This is a genomic window from Photorhabdus thracensis (genome assembly GCF_001010285.1).
Classification (GTDB): domain Bacteria; phylum Pseudomonadota; class Gammaproteobacteria; order Enterobacterales; family Enterobacteriaceae; genus Photorhabdus; species Photorhabdus temperata.
Genome location: NZ_CP011104.1, coordinates 1,782,610 through 1,802,987, shown reverse-complemented (window position 1 = coordinate 1,802,987; position 20,378 = coordinate 1,782,610). Strand labels below are relative to the sequence as shown.

Below are 20,378 nucleotides of genomic sequence, written 5' to 3'. Positions count from 1 at the left end.
GGTTATATCATATCTCTTTAGCCGGTTAGAAAGCGTAGATATTATTTTAAAAGATCGTAAATACAATCTTCTTTGGGATGAAACTCAATAGGGGAGTTGATAAGAATCTTTCTAATGTTTTCGAAATCATAATTTTCACAAGATATTTTTAAGTCATTTAATAATGAGTTTAATTTATCCCAAGGTAAAAATACTTCATTTGCTGTCATTATTCTAGGATGGTTGGTGCCAGAAACGTTATCACCAATGAGTAGCTCTTCATAAAGCTTTTCGCCTGGCCTTAATCCGGTAATTTTGATTTCTATATCACCATGAGGATTGGTTTTATCTTTAACTGTCAAGCCGGAGAGGTTAATCATTTTTCGGGCAAGGTCATAAATTTTTACTGACTCGCCCATGTCCAGAACAAAGACGTCGCCATTGTTGCCCATCGCGCCTGCCTGGATAACTAATTGGGCGGCTTCCGGGATGGTCATGAAGTAACGTGTGATATCTTTGTGAGTTAGTGTTATTGGTCCACCATTTGCCATTTGTTGCTCGAAAAGGGGTACTACTGAGCCAGATGAGCCAAGAACGTTGCCGAAACGAACCATCGAAAATTTTGTATGGCTGTTTTCTTTAGCAAAGGCTTGCAGTATAAGTTCTGCGAATCTTTTTGTTGCCCCCATTGTGTTTGTCGGGCGAACGGCTTTGTCGGTAGAGATTAATACAAATTTTTCAACTTTTTGTTTAATTGCTGCTTGTGCAAGTGAGAGTGTGCCAAAAATATTATTATTTATACCCTCCAGTGTGTTCATTTCTACCAGTGGGACGTGTTTATATGCAGCAGCATGGTATATTGTGTTAATGTTGAATTTGTTTATTATTTTATTTATTTTATCTGAGTCTTTTATATCACCTAAAATCGGAATGATATTTATATTGAGATCTCTTTCCAGATTTATTTTTTGCAGCTCCATTTCTATTGAGTAAAGGCAGTACTCTGTTAGCTCAAATAATATTATCTGAGATGGTGACTGATTGATGATTTGTCTGCACAGTTCAGATCCTATTGAACCGCCAGCGCCTGTAATAAGGACGTTTTTATTTCTGATGTTTTTACTGAGTAAGTCTTGTAATGGGTTAACTTGTTCTCTTCCTAGCAGATCATTAATGGAAACCCGCTTTAGTGAGTTTATTTGGGCTTTTCCTTCAACCAGATCGTTGAAGCTTGGGATTGTGAGTATTTCACAATGCTCTTTTTGTAGTCTCTCAATTATTTTTTTTCTATTGGATATTGAAGCACTGGGTATAGCGAGTAATATCTTCTTGATATTATATTTCTCTACCAGAAAATTTATTTTTTCTGGAGAGAAGACGTAAACCCCATGAATAGATAAATTATGTAATTTAGTATTGTCATCAACAAAGGCAATTGGGTTGAATTCTCTATGCATTGTCAATATGGGTAAAAGTTGCCGACCAGATTCTCCTGCGCCATAGATAATTACTGGGGTTCCTTTATATTTTAATAGATTACGCAGTGTTCTATATAAGAACCTTGTGCCACAGAGTGATATAACCAAAAAAGAAAAATAAATAATAGGTACAGTTCTGGGTAAGAATGCCTGTTGATATAAGGAGAATGCTGTTAAGAATAGAGTCGATGATAATGAGCCAATAATAGCCCATTTCAATATACTCATATTAACGTATTTCAATATCGATCTATAAAAGCCAATTCTTAAGAAAATAAATAGCGTGCAAGGTACTGTGAATATAATCGTTATCCAATGTTGTAAGCTGTAGAGCGGTACTTCTCTGTCAAGACGTAGCCACATACTTAGCCAGTATGAAATACTGATTATAAATATATCTACTATCAGAAGAACGAGAGTCTTTATTAGTCTATCTGGGCCAAAAACTATTCTTTTATTCATAATTTTAAATTACCTAAAAACTAATTTGTAAATTGTTTTAAAAATAATCTTCAGGTCATGGAAAAATGACTTGTCATCAACATATTCTAAGTAGTATTTGGCTTTTATAGGCATCACAATATCAATATAGGCTTGATGAGGATTTGCATATTTATCTAATATTTGATTTTCATCAATCATTTCTATAGAAGCCAAATCTGTTATTCCAGGTTTGACAGATAATATTTTGTTTCTTACGTCATCTGGGTATTTATCCATAAATTGTGGTACTTCTGGCCTTGGCCCGACTAAACTCATTTTTCCTTGAATAACATCAATGAGTTGAGCTAGTTCATCAAGTTTGTATTTGCGTATAAATTTTCCAGAGTTCGTAATACGTAGATCATGACCTACAGTGAGTTGACCTTTTTGTTCTGAACCGGTAGTCATACTTCTAAATTTGTGAATATAAAAATCTTTATTATATTGACCTACGCGCTTTTGCCGGAAAAAAATAGGCCCTTCCGAGTCTATTTTTATCCAAATGGCAATCGCGATTAAGATAGGAGAAAGGATGATTAGCCCAATTGAAGATGCAGTGAAGTCAAAAACTATTTTTATAGTTGAATAAGTTATTTTCATTTATTCAAGAATCCCTTTAATTGTCTTGATAACGTAGATCTGGTCTTCTTGGGTCATTTTTGTGTATAAAGGAATGGATACAATTCTTTTAAAATTTTCTTCTGCTACTGGGAAGTTATTTTTATCAAGAGAATAGGTGTTTTTCCATATGGGTTGTTTATGTAGTGGGATAAAATGGACAGAACAACCTATATTTTTTTCTGCCATTTTTATTATAAAGTCGTCTCTTGATATCTTAACTTCATCATTTAGTCTGATAGTATATAAATGCCAGGCGTGCTGGCTATTAGGCTCTTTAGGTTTAGTCGGTAAAATAATGGGTAAGTCTTTTAATTCACTATCGTAAAATTTAGCCATCTCTTCTCTTTTCTTCTGAAAAGAGTCTATTTTCTGTAATTGATGAATACCAATGGCCGCACAAATATCTGGCATATTATATTTATAGCCTGGTTCAATCACTTCGTAGTACCAGGCTGGTGTTTTAGATTGATATCTGTCAAAAGCATCTTTGCTAATGCCGTGCAAACGCATGACTTTTGCTCTTTTTATAATGTCTGGATTTCGGGTTACTAGCATCCCGCCTTCAGCCGTTGTCATGGTTTTATTGGCGTAGAAACTAAATACGGTTACATCGGTGTCCAGAGTGCCAATTTTTTTTCCTTTGTATAAGGTTGGGAGTGAATGAGCTGCATCTTCAACTATTCGTAGATTGAATTCTTTAGCTATAGCAATGATTTCATCCATATCACAGGATAAACCTGCAAAGTGTACTGGTATAATCGCTTTAGTTTTGGATGTGATTGCTTTTCTTATTGCTACTGGATCAATATTCAGGCTGTTAGGTAAAGAATCAACAAAAATAGGGTGAGCGCCCAGATAACGGACAACTTCTGCTGTTGCAGTAAAGGTGTAGGTAGGGACGATGATTTCATCACCAGGTTGGATACCAATGGCTTCTAACGCTAAATGTAATCCAGCCGTTGCTGAACTTACCGCGATTGCTTCAACATCAGAATTTAAATACAGAGCAAAATCTTGTTCAAATCTTCTGGCTTTAGGTCCGGTAGTTATCCAACCTGTTCTAAGTGAATCAATGACTTCATCAATTTCTTCTTGGCCGAGTTCTGGGAGTGCAAAAGGGAGAAAAAAAGAGCTCATGATATAATCCTTATCTTTTATTTTTTACGTGGAATTTCTTATTGAATATAATTTTCATTATTCCAATGAGATACCCTGATCCATAAGATAAATGTATGCACAGAAATATTAATGGTAAGAAAATATAATTTTTTTTATTTTTAATATGGGCTTTTATTGACACCAATAAAGCCAGGGATAAATAGATAAAAATACAACTTATATATAGATATGAAAATATTGGGTTAATGAATGAGAGGATTAGTCCCAGGATTAACCCTAAGACAAAAGTCGGTGGTATTAATTGTCGAAATGATGTTGTTGTTTTTAATTTCAAATTGACTAATGGTTTAAACAAACCGTATTGATAGAACATAGAGCAAGTTTTTTTAATTGAATCTCTGGGGTAATAATCAACAATAATATCTGGGGCAAGATATATATTACCTCCATGTTTTATAATTCTGTTGTTGAATTCATCATCTTGGTTTCTAATTAAATCCTCATCAAATAGACCTATTTTATCGAATATATTTCTTTTGAAAAAACCAAAAGGTACTGTATCAACTTTTTTTATGTTATTGACACCAATTCGAAAATGGGAATTACCCATGCCAAAGTGACTACTTAAGGCATATGCAATAGTATGGGCAATAATTGTAGGATTACATGGTTTTGTACTAAGAACTCCACCTATATTATCAATATCAAATTGTTTTGATAAACTATATAGTTTGGATAAGTAGTTGCTAGGATAGTTAGAATGCGCATCGATTCTGGCTATATATTCTCCTGATGAATTTTTTATACCAATATTCAGTGCAGCAGGGACATGTTTTTCAGGGTTGTATAGTAGTTTTATGAATTCATATTTCTCAATATAACTTTGAATGACTTTTAAAGTGTTGTCTGAGCTACAGCCATCTATAAAGATAATCTCTAATTGCTCGGTAGGATAATCTTGTTTTAGAAGTGATTCGATACATCCTTTTATATATTTCTCTTCATTTAATATAGGGCAAATTACTGATATATTTATCATGATTGAATAATAACCTCTATTTGGACAGTAATGATAGTTATTTAAGTATAATTTCTATATCTTGTTCAAATCTTCTGGCTTTGGGCCGGTAATTATCCAACCAGTTTTAAGTCAATCAGTAATTTTTTCTATTTTAGATTGTCCAATTTCAGGTAACGCTAAAGGAAGGCATCTGTTATTTATGATTTATCATTGCTTTTAGGAATTTATTTGATAAAGCATTATATGTGTGGTTTTTTGATATGTATTTTTTACCGTTATTTCTTAATTCAATTTTCTTTTCCTTTGAGAGTTTATTTAATTTAAGTAATCCATTTGCAATAGCTTGGGGAGATTCAGGTGGGATAGATAATCCGCAATTTGCATCAGTAACAATGTCATTACCCGTTTCAACAGAATGTAATACTATGCATCCTGCCATCATATAATCTATTAGTTTATTCGGTGAAATCCCAAATCGATATATAGGTTTTCTATGCCAGCCTATATAAGCAATATCGAATAATGGGAGCAGAGCAGGGATCTGTGTTTTCGGTATTGGATCGCTAAAGGTAATGTTTCTCAAATTAAGTAAATTAGCTTGTTTTACTAGATTTTCTTTTTCCAGCCCAGAACCTACCAGCAGAAAATGAAAGTTTTGTTTTTCTAATAATTTTGCAGCATCAATAAGGTAGTGCATGGCATTGGGTTTTCCAAGCGATCCGGCATAACCTACAATGATTTTATTTTCTGTTCTACAGTAGTCTACTACCTCTCTGATATGAGGTGAAATGGGATCGATATTTTCAGTTTGCCAATCATTTTCGACTATGCCATTAGGTATAATATGCAATTTTTTCAGGTCTAAACCATGCTCTTTCATATGAGCATGTACATTAGGGAGTATTGAAATTACCGTATCTGAGTGGCGATAAGCATAATTTTCAGCAAATTGACATAATCTTATGAAAGGATGTTTTGGGGACATGCCGCCTATTTCGATAGGAGATAGAGGCCATAAATCGTGAACTTCATAAACTAATTTAGCTTTAGCCTTTTTTGCCAGGCGTTTTGCGACCCAAATGTCCAAGGGGTAAGTACTTGATGCAATAACGATATCGGGTTTATTCTCTTTTATTATATTATTTGTATCGAACCATATCTGCTTTAAGAAAGAGAATATATTTTTTACCCGGTCTAATCCATTATTGTGGTAATTAGGGGTCGGATACCAGATAAACTTCAATCCACAAAGATTTTCGGTGGTTTTTTTATTATCTGTTAGTTTGGGTTGTTTTGTACGAACATGAGAGTAAGAAGCTGCAAGTATGGTAATATTATGTCCAGATTTAAGCCACTCTTGGCCTAGATAATATGGTCGAAATTCCATACCAAGATCTGGCGAACCGGCATAATGGTTTATGTAGACTATATTCATAATGACTTTTCTAATTCGTCAGCAATTTTTATAGCAGCAACGCCGCCACCATATATAGATTGGACAGAGTGTATATTAGTATTAATCATATTATGAACTGATTGGATTATTTTTTTATTCTCAGCATCTGATAATTTGTTTACACCTGTTTCAATTAATTCTACCCATTCAGTTTGATCTCTAACTGTTACACACGGTTTTCTAAAGAAAAAAGCTTCCTTTTGTAGTCCTCCACTATCTGTAATAACCAGATCTGTATTTTTAAGTAGCCATAACATTTCTAAATATCCAACCGGTTCGATTAAGTGAACATCTAAATGTAAATGATATTTTTCCAACATTTTTTTAGTTCTTGGGTGAAGAGGAAGGACAACAGGGTAAATTGTTTTATGTATATAATTTAATGCGTCTACTATTTCGGTTAATCGTTTTTGATTATCTGTATTTTCAGCACGATGTAGTGTTGTTAATATAAAGTGTTGTGTGGGAATGAGTTCATCAGGTTTTTTTGCCATTCGGCTAAAATATAAAGCAGCATCTTCCATAACATCACCCACTTTTTTTATATTAACCGGTTTTGAACAGAAGCCTTCTCGTTGTAGGTTATTAATTGCTGTCTCTGTGGGACAGAAAAGAATCGAGCTAACATTATCTGTTAATATTCTATTGATCTCTTCTGGCATATTCATATTAAAGCTACGTAAACCGGCTTCAATATGGATAACTGGAATATGTAATTTGGATGCAGATAATGCGCCAGCTAAAGTAGAGTTCGTATCACCATATACCATGACCGCATCGGGTTTTTCTGTGATAAGTACCTTTTCAATTTCAATTAACATTTTCCCTGTCATTTCACCGTGCGAGCCACCATGAATATTAAGCGTGTAATCAGGTTTAGGAATTTTTAATTGATTGAAAAATATATCAGACATATTAGTATCAAAATGCTGACCGGTATGAATGATAATTTCTTCGAGTTTATTATGATTTTGTAAGGCGCGAGACACCGGGCTTGCTTTTATGAATTGTGGTCTTGCTCCTAATACTGTTATTATTTTCTTCATATTTATTAACTTCCGAATTGTTGATAGAATTTAATAAGTTTATTCTGTTCAATATCCCAATTGTATTTTTTATTTACTGCCAAAAAACCGTTATTGCCCATTCTTTCGGCTATATCATAGTTATTCGATAAATAATCTATCGCATCAGCTAATTCTTTAGGATTTAATGGATCGATACAAATTCCACAGTTGTTTTCTACAATAATATCTTTCCATAATTTGAAATTTGAAGCGATGACAGGAATTCCTGCACTCATATATTCGAACATTTTATTTGGTTGGGCATCGATATGATTGGGTAATGGGTGAAATAGAACAATCCCAGCAATAGATTTAGATAAAAGTTCTTTTGTTTCTATTCGATTTAAAAAGCCAAGCTCATCTATTTTATGCCAATTCTCCATGTTTTTTATTTTATTTTCTAAATCTTTTTCAGAGAAACTACCCGCTAATTTAATTTTTGTGTCAGTCTTCAGGTAAGATATTGATTCAACCATTTCTTCTATGCATCTAATGGCAGATATGCCTCCTACATAGCATACTTGTTTTTCTTTCTTATCCCAGTTATTGCTATTATTACTTAGTTCGCCTAATATCGGGTAATTATTAATGTCTATTGTGTTTTTATTTAACTTTAAGTATTTATCTCTTATTGCGGGTGTAGCAGTAATAATTCCATTAAATTTAGGGATAGCATACTTTTCATAGAGCGAGAATGTTTTAGAAATAATCGTTTTTGCTAATTTATTTAAATAAGGTTTACTAAGAATTTGTTTGGGGACATCTTCATGGGCGTCAAAGATAACTGTTTTACCTTTCTTTTTAAGTCGTAATCCTATAGGTATTAATTCCGGATCATGGAAATGATATAGGTCAGAATCTAATTCTAATGCTTTTTTATAAACTCTCTGCGTTGTTTTAAAGATTCTATTTAATCGGCCTGGCAGCATACCCACGTCAATGATAGTTATGTTATTCTTTACTTCATTACCTTTACCATCTGCAACAATAAGAGATACTTCATGTTCTCTTTGTAAAGCAGAGCATTCTTTTAGAAAAATACGTATATCGAAACGTGGATGTGCCGATGTCATATGTGTGATTTTCATAGGGAGTTCTTGTTATTTTTCGTAGGAAATAAGAATAATAGTACGCTTAATATCAGCAGCCCATATGTCAGTAGTAGTGCTGTAATTGCCGTGTTTGATACCGTGTATACGAACGGTAAATATAATGTTGTTGAAAATTCAAATGGAACTTTTTTTGAACTCAGGTTCATTGCTAAGATGAGCATGTTAAATATAAAGAAATTTATTATTAAGCCAACGATACCATATCTGGCTATACCGTCCCCAATAAAGCCTGTATTAGCAGAGCCTATGGTGCCATAATATACCTGAGAGATTATCTTTGGAGCATCGTTAGTGAATTCCCTATTATTATTGAATGTATAATCATAAAAATAGAAGGTATTTAATGTTGGTGTGAAGAATATTCTGCGTAACCAGTGTATAAGTGGGTCATAGAAATCGAAAATAAAATACAGTAATCCGGCAGCAAGGAATGAGTATAGGATTATATTTATCACAGAGTTACTTATGTTTCTTTTTCCTTTGATATAGAAGAATAGAGTTATAACAGTGATATTCATGAAGGCTATACTTTTTAATCCTGAAGAGCAATATATTAAATAGGAAATCATAATGCTTATTGCAATAAGCAGATATTTAACAAAGCCTTTTACATAAAATGAAGCTAATAATAATAATGGTGAAATTACGTATCCCCCACTTGTTATAACATACATGGTTAATAATGATGTATTTTCTTTAAAGTTCTCTCTTACTGAATAAACTTTAAATATATTAGGTGGTATTAAACTGAATGCCGGGTTAGTAATAACAAAGAATAAAACAATAATACCGCATCCTATGATAATTGTTTTATATAAATCCCAGGGGATTTGTAGTTTTGGTAACGTAATTCTATTTATTATTCGAAAGAATAATATAGACAATAAAAATAATATATTTATTGCGGATATGAAAATCACTGAGTATATAGAAGCTGAATTAATTAGAGGGAATATAATTGATATTGGTATAATGTAAATTATATATATTAACCATAAAAAAACCATAATTGGATTTTTTTGGTTATTAAGTAAGGCTAATGGTAATAATGATATCCAGCAGAATAAGATACTTAAGTGACCTTGTGGGTTGATATTATAGCCTCTTACCTCTTGGAATGTATCTAATATAAGCACGGAATTTAGATATATAATTACCTGATATAGGAATATTTTTAGTATTATTTTGATTTTATTTTGCATTTTTTCTAATAAAAAAATAAATGGTTGATAATACTAATATAGATAGTAAGTACATAATGATAAACTGATAGTATGCCCAACTAATAGGCCCATGCTTTATGTAATAATATCCTATATTAGAGACGGATCTATTCCAATTGTTATATAAGTTTATTATTTCTTTATTTTTAAAATTTTGATTTCTATCTATAAGATCTTTTAGAAGAAGGGTCTGTATTCTATGATATTTCATATTCGCCGGATTACCAACTAAATCATAGCTGGACCATTCATTTTTTATGTTGAACTTAAATATATTGCTACTGATTGATTTATATAAATTTTCGGATATTCTTTTACTCTTATCTATATTGAGATAATTTTCGAAGGATTCAATACCATAAGTAGAGTAAATCATTCCGTTTAATACAAAGGCTAATTTGTCTGAACTTGCTTTAGGATCAACATATTCTTCGATCCAGGGCATATTATCTAAAATTGTCAGGCTACCTCCTTGATTGGCCGGAGTTAGCGATGATTTGTATAGTAAATGGGCGGTTAATAGATATTTATCATCACCAAAATAGTCATAAGCTCTTAATAAGAGAGTAATTGCATATGCATCTGTTAATCCGGACCACCAGGGAGCAGAGAGTTTATTATTTTCATATCCTTTATATGGCCAATCAAAATTATATAGGTAATGATTCTCACCGTGGAATAACTTGATATTATTTAATAGCCAATCGGCTGAGAATTTAAAATTAGAAATTAATTCCTCTTTATTGAATTTAGGGGGTGGTACATTCCATCCTGATAAGGATGAATCCGTTCTCCATAATATATTGGTATTGTCTTTCTCTAAACTTAAGGATGAGTATATTATTCCATAGTGAACGACATAAAACGGGGATAGAAATGGCTTAGGGATACGTGGTGAATGTGATAATGGAAAACCATTGCTATTAAATTCACGTTGGGTAAATTTCCCTTTCATGACTAGGTTTCTAACATTACTGTTGAATTCATCTAGCTCATAAGCATATTTATTGAATGTATAACTGACGATTATTACGATAATTATATATGGAATTATTTTCATTATATTTTTTGTTTTTTTCATTCTAATCCTCTTTTCCGCATAAAAGATAATCTTAAGATATAAGCTGTACTCATTAGATAAAGACTGAAGCTTGTGAGTGAAAATAATAAAAGGGTGAGGTAAATATCCCCTAATAAATATCCGATGAGAAGGGCTGTAAATCTTAATATAATAGATGTTGATTGAATAAATAAATTGCTCTTCTGGTGTTCATAAATGGATAAATATATCGATAAAGATGAATATATTATTTGCCCAGATAAATGAGGTGTTAAGCATAATAGATATTTACCTGATTCATACCATTCTTCACCAAAAATAAACGTTATGATTGGTATACCAACCAAGTATGTAACTGTAGCAAATAAGATAGAAATTAGCGTGAGGTAATAGAATGTTTTTTTAATTTTTAAGAAAGATGATGCAGGCGTACCTTTTAAATAGCCTTGTAATATAGACGAAACTGTTTGGTTTAGCAGTGTAATCGGTGCACCTGATATTTTAGATGCGATTAAATAAAATCCTGCGGGTTTTAGTCCGTATGCAGACATTATAAACAATTGAGGTAGTTCATTACTAACAGTGTTAATTAAACTGGCAGGGAAGTCATAAACTGGAAATTTATAATATTTCTTAGCGAGAAGTTTTATTTTTCTAAACTCGTTTTTCCTTATTACCAGGCGATATTGGGATTTTTTACGTAAAAATAGGACGCCTAATGATTGGCCTAATATCTGCCCTAAGATAAGACTGCTTGCTCCCAAACTAGCTATGCCCCCAATTATTTGAATACTAATCATAGTGACTGTTTGAGCTATTTTAGTAATAGAGAATTCACGGTATTGTCTTTTTCTTATGCTGTTGAAGCTCATTGCTCTATAAAACCCGTAAGTAATAATACCTAGAGGTATATAGTATATGTGGTTTCCTATAATTATTTTTTCTGGGATATGAAATATTGCAAAAATAGTGATTATTATAAAGCTAATGATGATTGAAATTATGCAAGATAATGTGACTAATGAATTAATTTCACGTTCTTTTTCTGATGCGCTTATTGAAAATTCATAACGGAGGCAAGCACCTACTGCCAAAATACTTAAAATGGATGAAAGTGAAGCATAAATTCCTAATTCTTCAGGTGAGAATAATCTTGTTAGTACAGGTGTTGATAGCAGTAATAATATCTGGCTTAATAATGACGAGAGTAATAAGCCAGATAAATTCTTTATAAACTTATTATTCATAGAGTTAAATTGAGCTGGAGATTTTGTTAATTAAATCTATGGATAAATAAGGATGCATAGGCAAACTAATCACTTCCTGGGCTATTTCGTCACCGACAGGTAGAGCAATATTGCTGGCAACCGCGGGTTGTTTATTCAAGGGAATGGGGTAATGCACTGCGGTTGGAATGCCCTGTTCTTTTAGTCTGCGTTGCAATTCATCGCGGTTTTTAACCCGGATAGTATATTGAGCATAAGCAGAAAGATTGTGTGGCTCTATATATGGCGTGGTTATGATGCCGATGGCATTCAACGCCTGATTATAGTTTGCAGCAACACGCTGACGCATTGCCATTTCTTCCTCAAAGATGTCCAGTTTGGGCAGCAGAATGGCCGCTTGCAGGGTATCTAAACGGCTATTAATACCTATTCTGATATGATGGTATCGTCTGTCTTGGCCATGACGGGCAATTTGACGGATAATTTTCGCCAGTTCTTCATCGTGGGTGAAAATAGCCCCGCCATCACCGTAGCAACCTAAGGGCTTGCTGGGGAAGAAGCTGGTGCACGAGATAGTCGTTAAATTGCAGGAGCGCTTCTCTTTATAAATTGCGCCAAAACTTTGGGCCGCGTCTTCTATTACGATCAGGTTATGTTTTTCGGCGATGGCATTAATTTCGTCAAAATCGGCACATTGGCCGAATAAAGAAACTGGAATAATCGCTTTGGTTTTCGACGTAATAGCGGCTTCCAGCAGGGCCGGATCTAAATTATAGGTTGTGGGCTTGACGTCAACATAGACCGGAATGCCACCCAGCAGCGCAACGGTTTCAGCGGTGGCGATATAGGTAAATCCGGGGGTGATAACTTCGTCGCCGGGTTTGAGGCCAATCGCCATTAAGGCAATTTGCAGGGCATCGGTGCCGTTCGCACAGGTAATACAATATTTGGCCCCCGTGTAGGCCATCAGCTTTTCTTCTAATTCTGCTACTTCGGGCCCTAAAATATATTTTCCGTGGGTGAGGACTTTCTGGATATTCGCGTCAATTTTATCTTTAATTCTGCTTTGTTGTGCCGCGAGGTCGGTGAATTGCATTTTTCTTTACCTTTTATACTTTAATTCGGGTCACGGTATGATGGTTGAGTTGATAAATATGTTGAGTGTGCGGGCAGGTTGTTATGGCTTGTCCGTGCAGCGGTAAATCTAATTGTTCACCAAATTCACTCATCCAGCCAATATGTTTGGCCGGCACGCCGACCATCAGGGCATAATCCGGCACATCTTTATTCACGACCGCGCCGGCGCCAATAAAGGCATAGGCGCCAATGGTGGTACCACAGATAATTGTGCAGTTGGCGCCTAGCGTGGCGCCTGTTTTCACCCGGGTCGTTTTATATTCACTTTTTCTTTCAATCAATGAACGTGGATTATAAACATTGGTAAATACCATGCTCGGGCCACAAAATACCCCCTCTTCTAAATGAACGTTGTCATAAACAGAGACGTTATTTTGTATTTTGCAGTGATTGCCGATGGTGACTTGGTTACCAATAAAGACATTTTGTCCTAAAGAGCAGCCTTCACCAATTTGGGCGCCGGAACAGACATGCGTAAAATGCCAAATGCGGCTGTTTTTCCCGATTTGGGCCCCTTCATCAACGATGGCACTGGGATGTATCATTACGTGTTCGGTTGACATGATATCTTTTCCCTTTATTTAATACGTTAAAGGTAAAGAAATGGTTTTATTATCTCGGGCTGAGAGATAGGCAGCGATAAGCAGTTCTAATGATTTTAATCCTTCCCGGCCATCCGTGATGGGATTAGCTTCGCCTTTCATGACATCAATGACATTTTTATAATAAAGTGGGTGACCAAAGCCATAAACGGAAGTGGTTTCATAATTTGCTTCTTTGATTTGCCGGTCATACTCTTTTTCGTCGGAAAAATGCCATTCCTGGATTTCATTGACGGCCAACCCCCCCACCCGGACGGTGCCTTTTTCACCCAGAATGGTGATAGAGCCTTCAAGGTTTTGAGGGTAAGTGCACAGGGTGACGGCCATCGAGCCTAAGGTCCCGTCTCGCCAGCGGATGTTCAGTACCCCGGTATCTTCCGTTTCGATATCCAGGTGTGTTGATGTCATGGCCTGCACATCTTTGACCGGGCCGATCAGCCATTCAATTAAGTCAACATAGTGGCTCGCCTGATTCATGAAGGCGCCGCCATCAAATTCCCATGTGCCCCGCCAGGCGGCTTGATCGTAATATTCTTGCGGACGGGTCCAGAAAACATTGAGGTGAACCAGATGGATTTTGCCAAACCGTTTTTCACTGACCGCGCGTTTCAGTAATTGTAATGTGGCGTTTAAGCGATTTTGTTTGACGACAAACAGGCGTTTTCCGGCTTTATCGGCAGCTTTGACCATGTTTTCGCCATCGGCCAGTCGCGTCGCCATCGGCTTTTCGGTGACGACATGAAAGCCTTTATTAAAGCAGGCAATGGCTTGTTCGGGATGCAGGCCGGAGGGGGTGGTCAGGATAATGATATCGGCGGTGATATTATCCAGCATGGTATTGAGGTCGTTAAAACCCGGGACGCCGGTTTTTTCTATCGTCGCTGTTAATACCGCTTGATCGTTATCACAGATTGCCACTAATTCAGCGTTTTCCTGATGTGTTTCCAGAGCATTAAAATGATTTTTAGCAATTCTTCCACAACCCACTAAAGCGAATTTTATTTTTCTGTCTTTAATTATGTTAAGCATGGTTTGTCCTGGATTAAGCTTTGATAACGTTTTGGTGATTTGGAGAATATTTACCGCGGGTATCAACGACTAATTTTGCGTTATTGATGATGAATTCATAATTAAATTTGTCGTGATCGGTGGCTAAAATAACGCAGTCAAATTCTTTGAGATTCTTTTCAGTGATAGGCTGGCTGATTAAGTTAAAATGGTGTTCACGCATTTTAGGAAATACCGGGACGTGAGGATCAGAATATTCAATATTGGCGCCTAAATTTTGGAGTTTTTCCATGATATGTACCGAGGGACTTTCTCGCATGTCATCAACATTCTTTTTATAGGCGATACCTAAGATTAGGATGCGGCTATTATTAATGGATTTATTCGCTTTATTCAGGGCTAAGACGGTTTTGTTGACAACATAATCGGGCATGGATGAGTTGACTTCACCGGAGAGTTCAATAAAACGGGTATTGATACCGTATTCTCTGGCTTTCCAGGTTAAATAGAAGGGGTCAATCGGGATGCAGTGACCGCCTAATCCCGGGCCGGGGTAATAGGGGACAAAGCCGAAAGGTTTGGTTGCAGCGGCTTTAATCACTTCATGGATATCAATGCCCATTTTGTCGGCAACCAGTTTCATTTCGTTGACTAAACCAATGTTGACCGCCCGGTGTATATTCTCCAGCAGTTTAGTCATCTCGGCCGCTTTGGTTGAACTGACGGGGACGACCTGGTCAATCGCAGGTTGGTAAACGGCAAGCCCGGCTTTTAAACAGTTTTCAGTATGGCCGCCAATGACTTTAGGGATGGTTCGGGTTTCGAAATCAGGGTTGCCGGGATCTTCGCGTTCGGGTGAATAGACCAGGAAGAAGTCTTCCCCTACTTTTAACCCGTTTTCTTCCACCCGGGGTAATAACTCTTCTTCGGTGGTGCCGGGGTAAGTGGTGCTTTCTAAGGAGAGGAGTTGGCCGGCTCTTAAATGGGGTTTTATCATCTCCGTGGTGTTAATCACGAAACTGATATCAGGTTCACGGTATTTATTTAACGGTGTGGGAACACAAAGAATAATCGCATCACATTCGGCTATTTTGGCGAAATCTGTTGTGGCTTCGAAACCGGAATGGATGGCCTGATTAATTTTGGTTGCGGGAATATGTTCGATATAACTTTGGCCTTGATTTAATTTATCTGTTTTTTCTTTATCAATATCAAACCCAATCACTTTAAAGCCAATATCGTTATATCTCAGCATTAGCGGTAAGCCAACATAGCCAAGACCAACAATGGCAATAATGGCTGTTTTATTATCAAATTTATCGGTGAGAATGTTTAGTGATGACATATTTTGCCTTTAATATTATGACCTGAAAATGTACTTGTGAAAATAAATAACATTTCGCAGTTTTTAATTAGGGTGCTATTTATTTTCATAAGTGCTATTTGGCAGATGAAACTTTAACAGGCTATTTTTAAATAGTTTGTGTAAGGTCTATTGTTGAAATAATAAATAGTGAAATAATAATAAAGCTACCGCACTAGGTTATTGGTTCCCAGAAATCCATATAGTTCTATAAATTCATTTAATATTTTGATTTTAAAATGCTTTTTTTAGTTACCTGTCGCAATAAAAAGAAACAAAATATAAGATTTTTTAATGATTAATGAAAAGAGTAAACTGTCAGCCCTTCCGGGTCAAGCCTGACAGAATACTTGTTTGATGAATTGATAGAATAAGGTTAGGTGATCTTGATATTTGTATTACCGCCCATGAAGCGGCAGCCAGATGACCAGACGTAAGCCGCCTAATGGGCTGTCTTCAGCACGTACCCAGCCGCGGTGCTGGCTAACGGCGGTTTCAACAATCGCCAGACCAAGGCCTGTGCCGCCTGATTCCCGGTCGCGGGCTTCGTCTGTACGGTAGAAAGGACGGAATATATGTTCGCGGTCTTCCGGGTTGACTCCTGGGCCATCATCATCAACGGTAATGGTGATCCCTTGATGATCCGCATGGAATGTGACCGCAATATGGTGGTGGGAGTAGCGTAAGGCATTACGCACGATATTTTCAAAAGCACTGCCAAGTGCTAATGGGTTGCAGTAAATGGTCCAGGAACCCGGTGGTAAGGTTGCTTCAAGGGTTTTATCCATTTGTTCAGCTTCGAAGATGGCGTTATCAAGAATATCGTTCCATAAATCGGTTATTTTGATATTTTCCCGCAGGAGTTCGTTTTTATGCTGGCTGCGGGAGAGCACTAACAGATCGTTAATCATGCTGTCCAGCCGTTGGGCTTCTGTCTCGATTCTTTCCAATTCTTTGCTTTCACCATGACGGCGGCGAAGTAATGCCGTTGCGAGTTGCAGACGGGTAAGAGGCGTGCGCAGTTCATGGGAGATGTCGGAGATGAGCCGTTGTTGTGCTGTGACCATTCTCTTCAATACGCTGATCATTTGGTTGAAGCTGTTACCCGCAGCCAGAAACTCTTGTGGCCCAGCTTCCAGTTCGGGATGTTGACGTAAATTACCTTTCGCAACATCGTCGGCGGCATTTTTTAATTTACGGGCAGGTTTGGCTAAACTCCATGCCAGCCATAATAGTAATGGCGCACTGATTAACATGGTAGCCGTTAATAATAATAGTGGCCGGTCAAACATCAGGTTAATAAAGTCTGATTGCGGGCTGTTCGCCGGGCGAACTAAATAAAGTTGATAATGATCTTCCCCATCCCGAATAGAAAATGGCCCTAACATCTCAGAACGGCCATATTTTTTCTTTTTCGGATGATCCGCATTATCTGATTGTCCGATAAAGTTGCGGACAACTTGCATTTCGCTTCTTTGGGCGCCAATAACCCGCCCTTCACTGGTCACCAATATCAGGCGCTGTCCTGGTGGTGCCCATTTTTCAATTGCGCGAAATAAACGGCGCCACCAAAGTAAATCATTAGCCGGGTCTTGAGCTAATTCTGCTTCAATATGTTGTTCCAGCATGACGCCCTGCCGGTATTCATTTTCCAGCAGGGAGGTTAGTTGCCTGGAATCCAGTTTCGGCACCATTAAGACCAACATCAGGACTAATGCCAGGGTAAACCAGAAAATGGCGAAGATGCGTGCTGTTAGACTGTTTATCATGTTGCGGAAATCATTAAATATCCGCGACCACGTAATGTCTTAAACCATTGCAGGCCATCTTCCCGTTCAGGTAATTTACGGCGCAGGTTGGAAATATGCATATCAATTGCCCGGTCAAACGGGGTCAGTCGTTTACCTAATACTTCCTGGCTCAGGAGTTCGCGGGAAACAACTTGACCTAAGTGTTGAGTCAATAAATAGAGTAAGGTGAATTCAGTCCCGGTTAAATCCAGTATTTGGTTTGCGAAGCTGGCTTCCTGCCGGCCAGGGTTCAAGTGTAGTTTATCAATCTGAAGAGAGGGAGGGCCATTTTCTGCCTGTTGCTGTTCACTCCAGTTTGAACGGCGAAGGATAGCGCGTATACGTGCTACCAACTCACGATCGTTAAATGGTTTGGCGAGATAGTCATCTGCACCTAATTCCAGCCCCAGCACGCGATCTAAATCGCTTCCACGTGCTGTCAGCATAATAACCGGGGTTTGATGGCCTAGCCTGAGTTCTTTCAGTGTTACAATGCCATTTTTACGCGGCATCATAATGTCGAGTAATAGCAGATCAATTGAATCGTCAAGGAATTTTAATGCCTGCTCTCCATCATGAGCGATAACAACGTTAAATCCTTCCATTTCAAGTAATTCTTTTAATAGTGATGTCAGTTCTCGGTCATCATCAACTAATAGGATTTTATGCATCGATTACTTCCTCCAAGAGCAAAAATACGATAACAAACTTTGCTATTCCACGACTTTACGTTCTTTTACAAGCTCTGACGCTAGTTTGCAGCCGCGTAGGTATAGTTGTCCACAATTTGAAGCGAATAGCATCGTTCGGGGAAACGAGGAGTTGTTTAATGCGTAACATAGCAGCGTTAGTTTTAGCGTCAATATTTGTTCTTGGCTCAACAGTATCTTTAGCTGAAACAGCAAGTATAGTGCACGCTGCTACGATACCCGGTAATTGTGCACCTTGTGGTTATAAAAGCGAGGGAAACCATCATTACCGTAATAATGACATCGGTGATAGCGACCATATGTTTAATGGTATCACTTTAACTGAGCAACAGCGTCAGCAATTGCGTGATTTGGTGGGGCAAAAGCATCAACAGCGTTCATCAATGTCTATGAGTCGCGCAGAACGTGAAGAGATGCGTAAGCTGGTTACCGCGAAAGATTTTGATGAAGCGGCAGTAAAGGCCCAGGTTGAAAAGATGGTTAAATATAATGTTGAACGTCAGGTAGAAATGGCCCGTATTCATCATCAGATGTACCAATTGCTGACTCCTGAGCAGCAGGTGCAATTGGAGCAACATCATCAGCAGCATGTGTCTCAGTTACCAAACTGATTTGTAATACCCATAGCAGTAAATAGTAGCAAACGAAATTTTTCCTTGCCATAGACACCATCCCTGTCTTTCAGGCCCTTTTTAGGGCCTTTTTTTTCAGTCACTTACAACGCATTTCTTTGTAAAACAACAACATAAAAAAGTATGAAGGGGTTAGAAAGTATACGAAAGTTTTTGAGTGTGGACGCTTGTTGGACGTTCGCCACACTCTCTAGCTTTATTCTACTTCTATCCCACCCTTAAGAGGGTTTAATGTAATGGCATGTTGCAGATAGTCCGGGGCAAGGTGTGCATAGACCATTGTTTGGATTATGCTGGCGTGCCCTAATATCTGTTGTAATGCAATTATATTCCCTCCATTCATCATGAAGTGGCTGGCAAAAGTGTGTCTGAGGACATGAGTTGCTTGCCCTTTAGGTAAGTCGGGCTTTACTACATGTAAGATCTTGCAGAAATTTATGTAGTCAACATTGAACATCTTGCCCATTTTCTTTTTGCCGCGAATTTCTTTCTCTAATTTGTCAGAAATGGGAACGATGCGTTGATCTCCATTTTTGGTATTTAGAAAAATTACACGGCCTTTTAATACCTGTTGAGCTGCCAGACTTTCCGCTTCCCCCCAGCGAGCGCCAGTGCTAAGGCAAAGTAAAGCCAGCTTTTTTTCCTCTTTATTTAGAGAATTAAGCAGTAGTTCTATCTCTGGTGTTGTGAGATAGGTCATAGCAACATTTTTCTCGCTTAATGGTTCTAATCCTTGTAGAGGATTTGTGCCAGTAAATTCCTCAATTTTTATTAAGGTCGAGAACATACCGGATAGTCTGTACATATCTCGATTTACAGTTTTCGCGCTTATTCCATCAGCCAGCCGTTTTCCCCGATGTTCCATGATGACTCTCTTTGTGAGGTGACCTATTGTGGGGTTGTTAAGCTGCCTCATTGTTTTGGTGAGATGTCGCTTCTCTATTGCTCCATTGTCTGTGTTTTGTCCGTAATATAGCCACCAAATATTGATGAAATCACTAAGTTGTGTCTTATCATTCGTGGTGGATGGTTCACTATTGCTAGCCTGTGTGAGCGTGTAACGTTCAAAGGCAACTGCTTCACTTTTTCTATTAAATTTCCTACGGAGTCTTGTTCCTGTGCTGCCGTAGGGTCTTACATCCACTTCGTAGCGTCCATCATTGAGCTTCTTATAGGGGAGAAGTGGATTTATGTTCCTGAGTTTAATCGTGCTATGCGCGAGGCATTCTACAACCGGCCAAAAGAACAGCGTGACGCGTGGCTATTGTGGATTGGGCTATAAGGTGCGTGT

Annotated in this window: 18 protein-coding genes and 1 pseudogene; 2 read left to right on the top strand and 17 right to left on the bottom strand. The window is 37.2% G+C overall.

The genetic code is table 11. The features are described 5' to 3' along the window. Positions 1–41 precede the first annotated feature (41 nt). The 16 genes from VY86_RS07580 to cpxR all read right to left on the bottom strand — a co-directional run bounded on the left by VY86_RS07580 (position 42) and on the right by cpxR (position 18,416). The gene (locus VY86_RS07580; RefSeq protein ID WP_046974507.1) at positions 42–1,919 is read right to left on the bottom strand and encodes a polysaccharide biosynthesis protein; all 1,878 of its coding nucleotides are present in this window, start codon (positions 1,917–1,919) and stop codon (positions 42–44) included. 9 nt (positions 1,920–1,928) lie between these two features. After that, entirely contained in the window at positions 1,929–2,540 is a 612-nt protein-coding gene (locus VY86_RS07575; RefSeq protein ID WP_046974506.1) for a sugar transferase, read from the bottom strand. Further along, on the bottom strand, positions 2,541–3,698 hold the full coding sequence (locus VY86_RS07570; protein ID WP_046974505.1) for a DegT/DnrJ/EryC1/StrS family aminotransferase: 1,158 nt from the start codon (positions 3,696–3,698) through the stop codon (positions 2,541–2,543). 10 nt (positions 3,699–3,708) lie between these two features. After that, positions 3,709–4,719 (bottom strand): glycosyltransferase family 2 protein, encoded by a 1,011-nt coding sequence (locus tag VY86_RS07565; RefSeq protein ID WP_052760790.1) that lies wholly within the window; start codon positions 4,717–4,719, stop codon positions 3,709–3,711. Positions 4,720–4,894: 175 nt separating this feature from the next. After that, the gene (locus VY86_RS07560) at positions 4,895–6,136 is read right to left on the bottom strand and encodes a glycosyltransferase family 4 protein (protein WP_046974503.1); all 1,242 of its coding nucleotides are present in this window, start codon (positions 6,134–6,136) and stop codon (positions 4,895–4,897) included. Continuing rightward, positions 6,133–7,203, bottom strand: coding sequence for a non-hydrolyzing UDP-N-acetylglucosamine 2-epimerase (wecB, locus tag VY86_RS07555; RefSeq protein WP_046974502.1), 1,071 nt, complete (start codon positions 7,201–7,203; stop codon positions 6,133–6,135). The genes VY86_RS07560 and wecB overlap by 4 nt, the downstream gene beginning before the upstream one ends. A 5-nt stretch (positions 7,204–7,208) precedes the next feature. Further along, positions 7,209–8,312 carry a glycosyltransferase family 4 protein gene (locus tag VY86_RS07550; protein WP_046974501.1) on the bottom strand — a complete coding sequence of 368 codons (1,104 nt, stop codon included), beginning with the start codon at positions 8,310–8,312 and terminating at the stop codon, positions 7,209–7,211. Further along, positions 8,309–9,538, bottom strand: a complete 1,230-nt coding sequence (locus VY86_RS07545) for a hypothetical protein (protein WP_046974500.1) — start codon at positions 9,536–9,538, stop codon at positions 8,309–8,311. The genes VY86_RS07550 and VY86_RS07545 overlap by 4 nt, the downstream gene beginning before the upstream one ends. Then, positions 9,528–10,640, bottom strand: a complete 1,113-nt coding sequence (locus tag VY86_RS07540; RefSeq protein WP_046974499.1) for a D-glucuronyl C5-epimerase family protein — start codon at positions 10,638–10,640, stop codon at positions 9,528–9,530. Before VY86_RS07540 ends, VY86_RS07545 begins: the two co-directional genes overlap by 11 nt. Beyond that, the gene (locus VY86_RS07535; protein ID WP_046974498.1) at positions 10,637–11,866 is read right to left on the bottom strand and encodes a lipopolysaccharide biosynthesis protein; all 1,230 of its coding nucleotides are present in this window, start codon (positions 11,864–11,866) and stop codon (positions 10,637–10,639) included. Before VY86_RS07535 ends, VY86_RS07540 begins: the two co-directional genes overlap by 4 nt. 4 nt (positions 11,867–11,870) lie before the next feature. Further along, positions 11,871–12,941 carry a DegT/DnrJ/EryC1/StrS family aminotransferase gene (locus VY86_RS07530; protein WP_046974497.1) on the bottom strand — a complete coding sequence of 357 codons (1,071 nt, stop codon included), beginning with the start codon at positions 12,939–12,941 and terminating at the stop codon, positions 11,871–11,873. Positions 12,942–12,954: 13 nt separating this feature from the next. Beyond that, positions 12,955–13,545 carry an acyltransferase gene (locus VY86_RS07525; RefSeq protein ID WP_046974496.1) on the bottom strand — a complete coding sequence of 197 codons (591 nt, stop codon included), beginning with the start codon at positions 13,543–13,545 and terminating at the stop codon, positions 12,955–12,957. Between the two features lie 18 nt (positions 13,546–13,563). Continuing rightward, a complete protein-coding gene (locus VY86_RS07520; protein ID WP_046974495.1) occupies positions 13,564–14,613 on the bottom strand; it encodes a Gfo/Idh/MocA family protein in 1,050 nt (349 codons plus the stop codon). 13 nt (positions 14,614–14,626) lie between these two features. After that, positions 14,627–15,937 (bottom strand): nucleotide sugar dehydrogenase, encoded by a 1,311-nt coding sequence (locus VY86_RS07515; protein WP_046974494.1) that lies wholly within the window; start codon positions 15,935–15,937, stop codon positions 14,627–14,629. Positions 15,938–16,353: 416 nt separating this feature from the next. Next, positions 16,354–17,724 (bottom strand): envelope stress sensor histidine kinase CpxA, encoded by a 1,371-nt coding sequence (gene cpxA / locus VY86_RS07510; RefSeq protein WP_046974493.1) that lies wholly within the window; start codon positions 17,722–17,724, stop codon positions 16,354–16,356. Beyond that, positions 17,721–18,416 (bottom strand): envelope stress response regulator transcription factor CpxR, encoded by a 696-nt coding sequence (cpxR, locus tag VY86_RS07505; protein ID WP_046974492.1) that lies wholly within the window; start codon positions 18,414–18,416, stop codon positions 17,721–17,723. Before cpxR ends, cpxA begins: the two co-directional genes overlap by 4 nt. A gap of 158 nt (positions 18,417–18,574) precedes the next feature. Here cpxR and cpxP point away from each other — a divergent pair, with 158 nt between their 5' ends. Further along, complete coding sequence (cpxP, locus tag VY86_RS07500) at positions 18,575–19,066, top strand: cell-envelope stress modulator CpxP (protein WP_046974491.1); 492 nt, start codon at positions 18,575–18,577, stop codon at positions 19,064–19,066. 217 nt (positions 19,067–19,283) lie between these two features. Here the strand turns inward: cpxP and VY86_RS07495 are convergent, their stop codons facing one another. Next, on the bottom strand, positions 19,284–20,279 hold the full coding sequence (locus VY86_RS07495) for a phage integrase (protein WP_046974490.1): 996 nt from the start codon (positions 20,277–20,279) through the stop codon (positions 19,284–19,286). Here VY86_RS07495 and VY86_RS25725 point away from each other — a divergent pair. After that, a pseudogene (locus VY86_RS25725) lies at positions 20,262–20,369 on the top strand (Cox family DNA-binding protein); the annotation flags it as partial. The gene VY86_RS07495 and the pseudogene VY86_RS25725 overlap by 18 nt on opposite strands. Between the last annotated feature and the right edge of the window lie 9 nt (positions 20,370–20,378).

What these genes read in the sequence shown, in the direction of transcription:
- VY86_RS07580 (WP_046974507.1), bottom strand. Translation starts at nt 1,919, where the DNA reads ATGAATAAAAGAATAGTTTTTGGCCCAGATAGACTAATAAAGACTCTC.
- VY86_RS07575 (WP_046974506.1), bottom strand. Translation starts at nt 2,540, where the DNA reads ATGAAAATAACTTATTCAACTATAAAAATAGTTTTTGACTTCACTGCA.
- VY86_RS07570 (WP_046974505.1), bottom strand. Translation starts at nt 3,698, where the DNA reads ATGAGCTCTTTTTTTCTCCCTTTTGCACTCCCAGAACTCGGCCAAGAA.
- VY86_RS07565 (WP_052760790.1), bottom strand. Translation starts at nt 4,719, where the DNA reads ATGATAAATATATCAGTAATTTGCCCTATATTAAATGAAGAGAAATAT.
- VY86_RS07560 (WP_046974503.1), bottom strand. Translation starts at nt 6,136, where the DNA reads ATGAATATAGTCTACATAAACCATTATGCCGGTTCGCCAGATCTTGGT.
- wecB (WP_046974502.1), bottom strand. Translation starts at nt 7,203, where the DNA reads ATGAAGAAAATAATAACAGTATTAGGAGCAAGACCACAATTCATAAAA.
- VY86_RS07550 (WP_046974501.1), bottom strand. Translation starts at nt 8,312, where the DNA reads ATGAAAATCACACATATGACATCGGCACATCCACGTTTCGATATACGT.
- VY86_RS07545 (WP_046974500.1), bottom strand. Translation starts at nt 9,538, where the DNA reads ATGCAAAATAAAATCAAAATAATACTAAAAATATTCCTATATCAGGTA.
- VY86_RS07540 (WP_046974499.1), bottom strand. Translation starts at nt 10,640, where the DNA reads ATGAAAAAAACAAAAAATATAATGAAAATAATTCCATATATAATTATC.
- VY86_RS07535 (WP_046974498.1), bottom strand. Translation starts at nt 11,866, where the DNA reads ATGAATAATAAGTTTATAAAGAATTTATCTGGCTTATTACTCTCGTCA.
- VY86_RS07530 (WP_046974497.1), bottom strand. Translation starts at nt 12,941, where the DNA reads ATGCAATTCACCGACCTCGCGGCACAACAAAGCAGAATTAAAGATAAA.
- VY86_RS07525 (WP_046974496.1), bottom strand. Translation starts at nt 13,545, where the DNA reads ATGTCAACCGAACACGTAATGATACATCCCAGTGCCATCGTTGATGAA.
- VY86_RS07520 (WP_046974495.1), bottom strand. Translation starts at nt 14,613, where the DNA reads ATGCTTAACATAATTAAAGACAGAAAAATAAAATTCGCTTTAGTGGGT.
- VY86_RS07515 (WP_046974494.1), bottom strand. Translation starts at nt 15,937, where the DNA reads ATGTCATCACTAAACATTCTCACCGATAAATTTGATAATAAAACAGCC.
- cpxA (WP_046974493.1), bottom strand. Translation starts at nt 17,724, where the DNA reads ATGATAAACAGTCTAACAGCACGCATCTTCGCCATTTTCTGGTTTACC.
- cpxR (WP_046974492.1), bottom strand. Translation starts at nt 18,416, where the DNA reads ATGCATAAAATCCTATTAGTTGATGATGACCGAGAACTGACATCACTA.
- cpxP (WP_046974491.1), top strand. Translation starts at nt 18,575, where the DNA reads ATGCGTAACATAGCAGCGTTAGTTTTAGCGTCAATATTTGTTCTTGGC.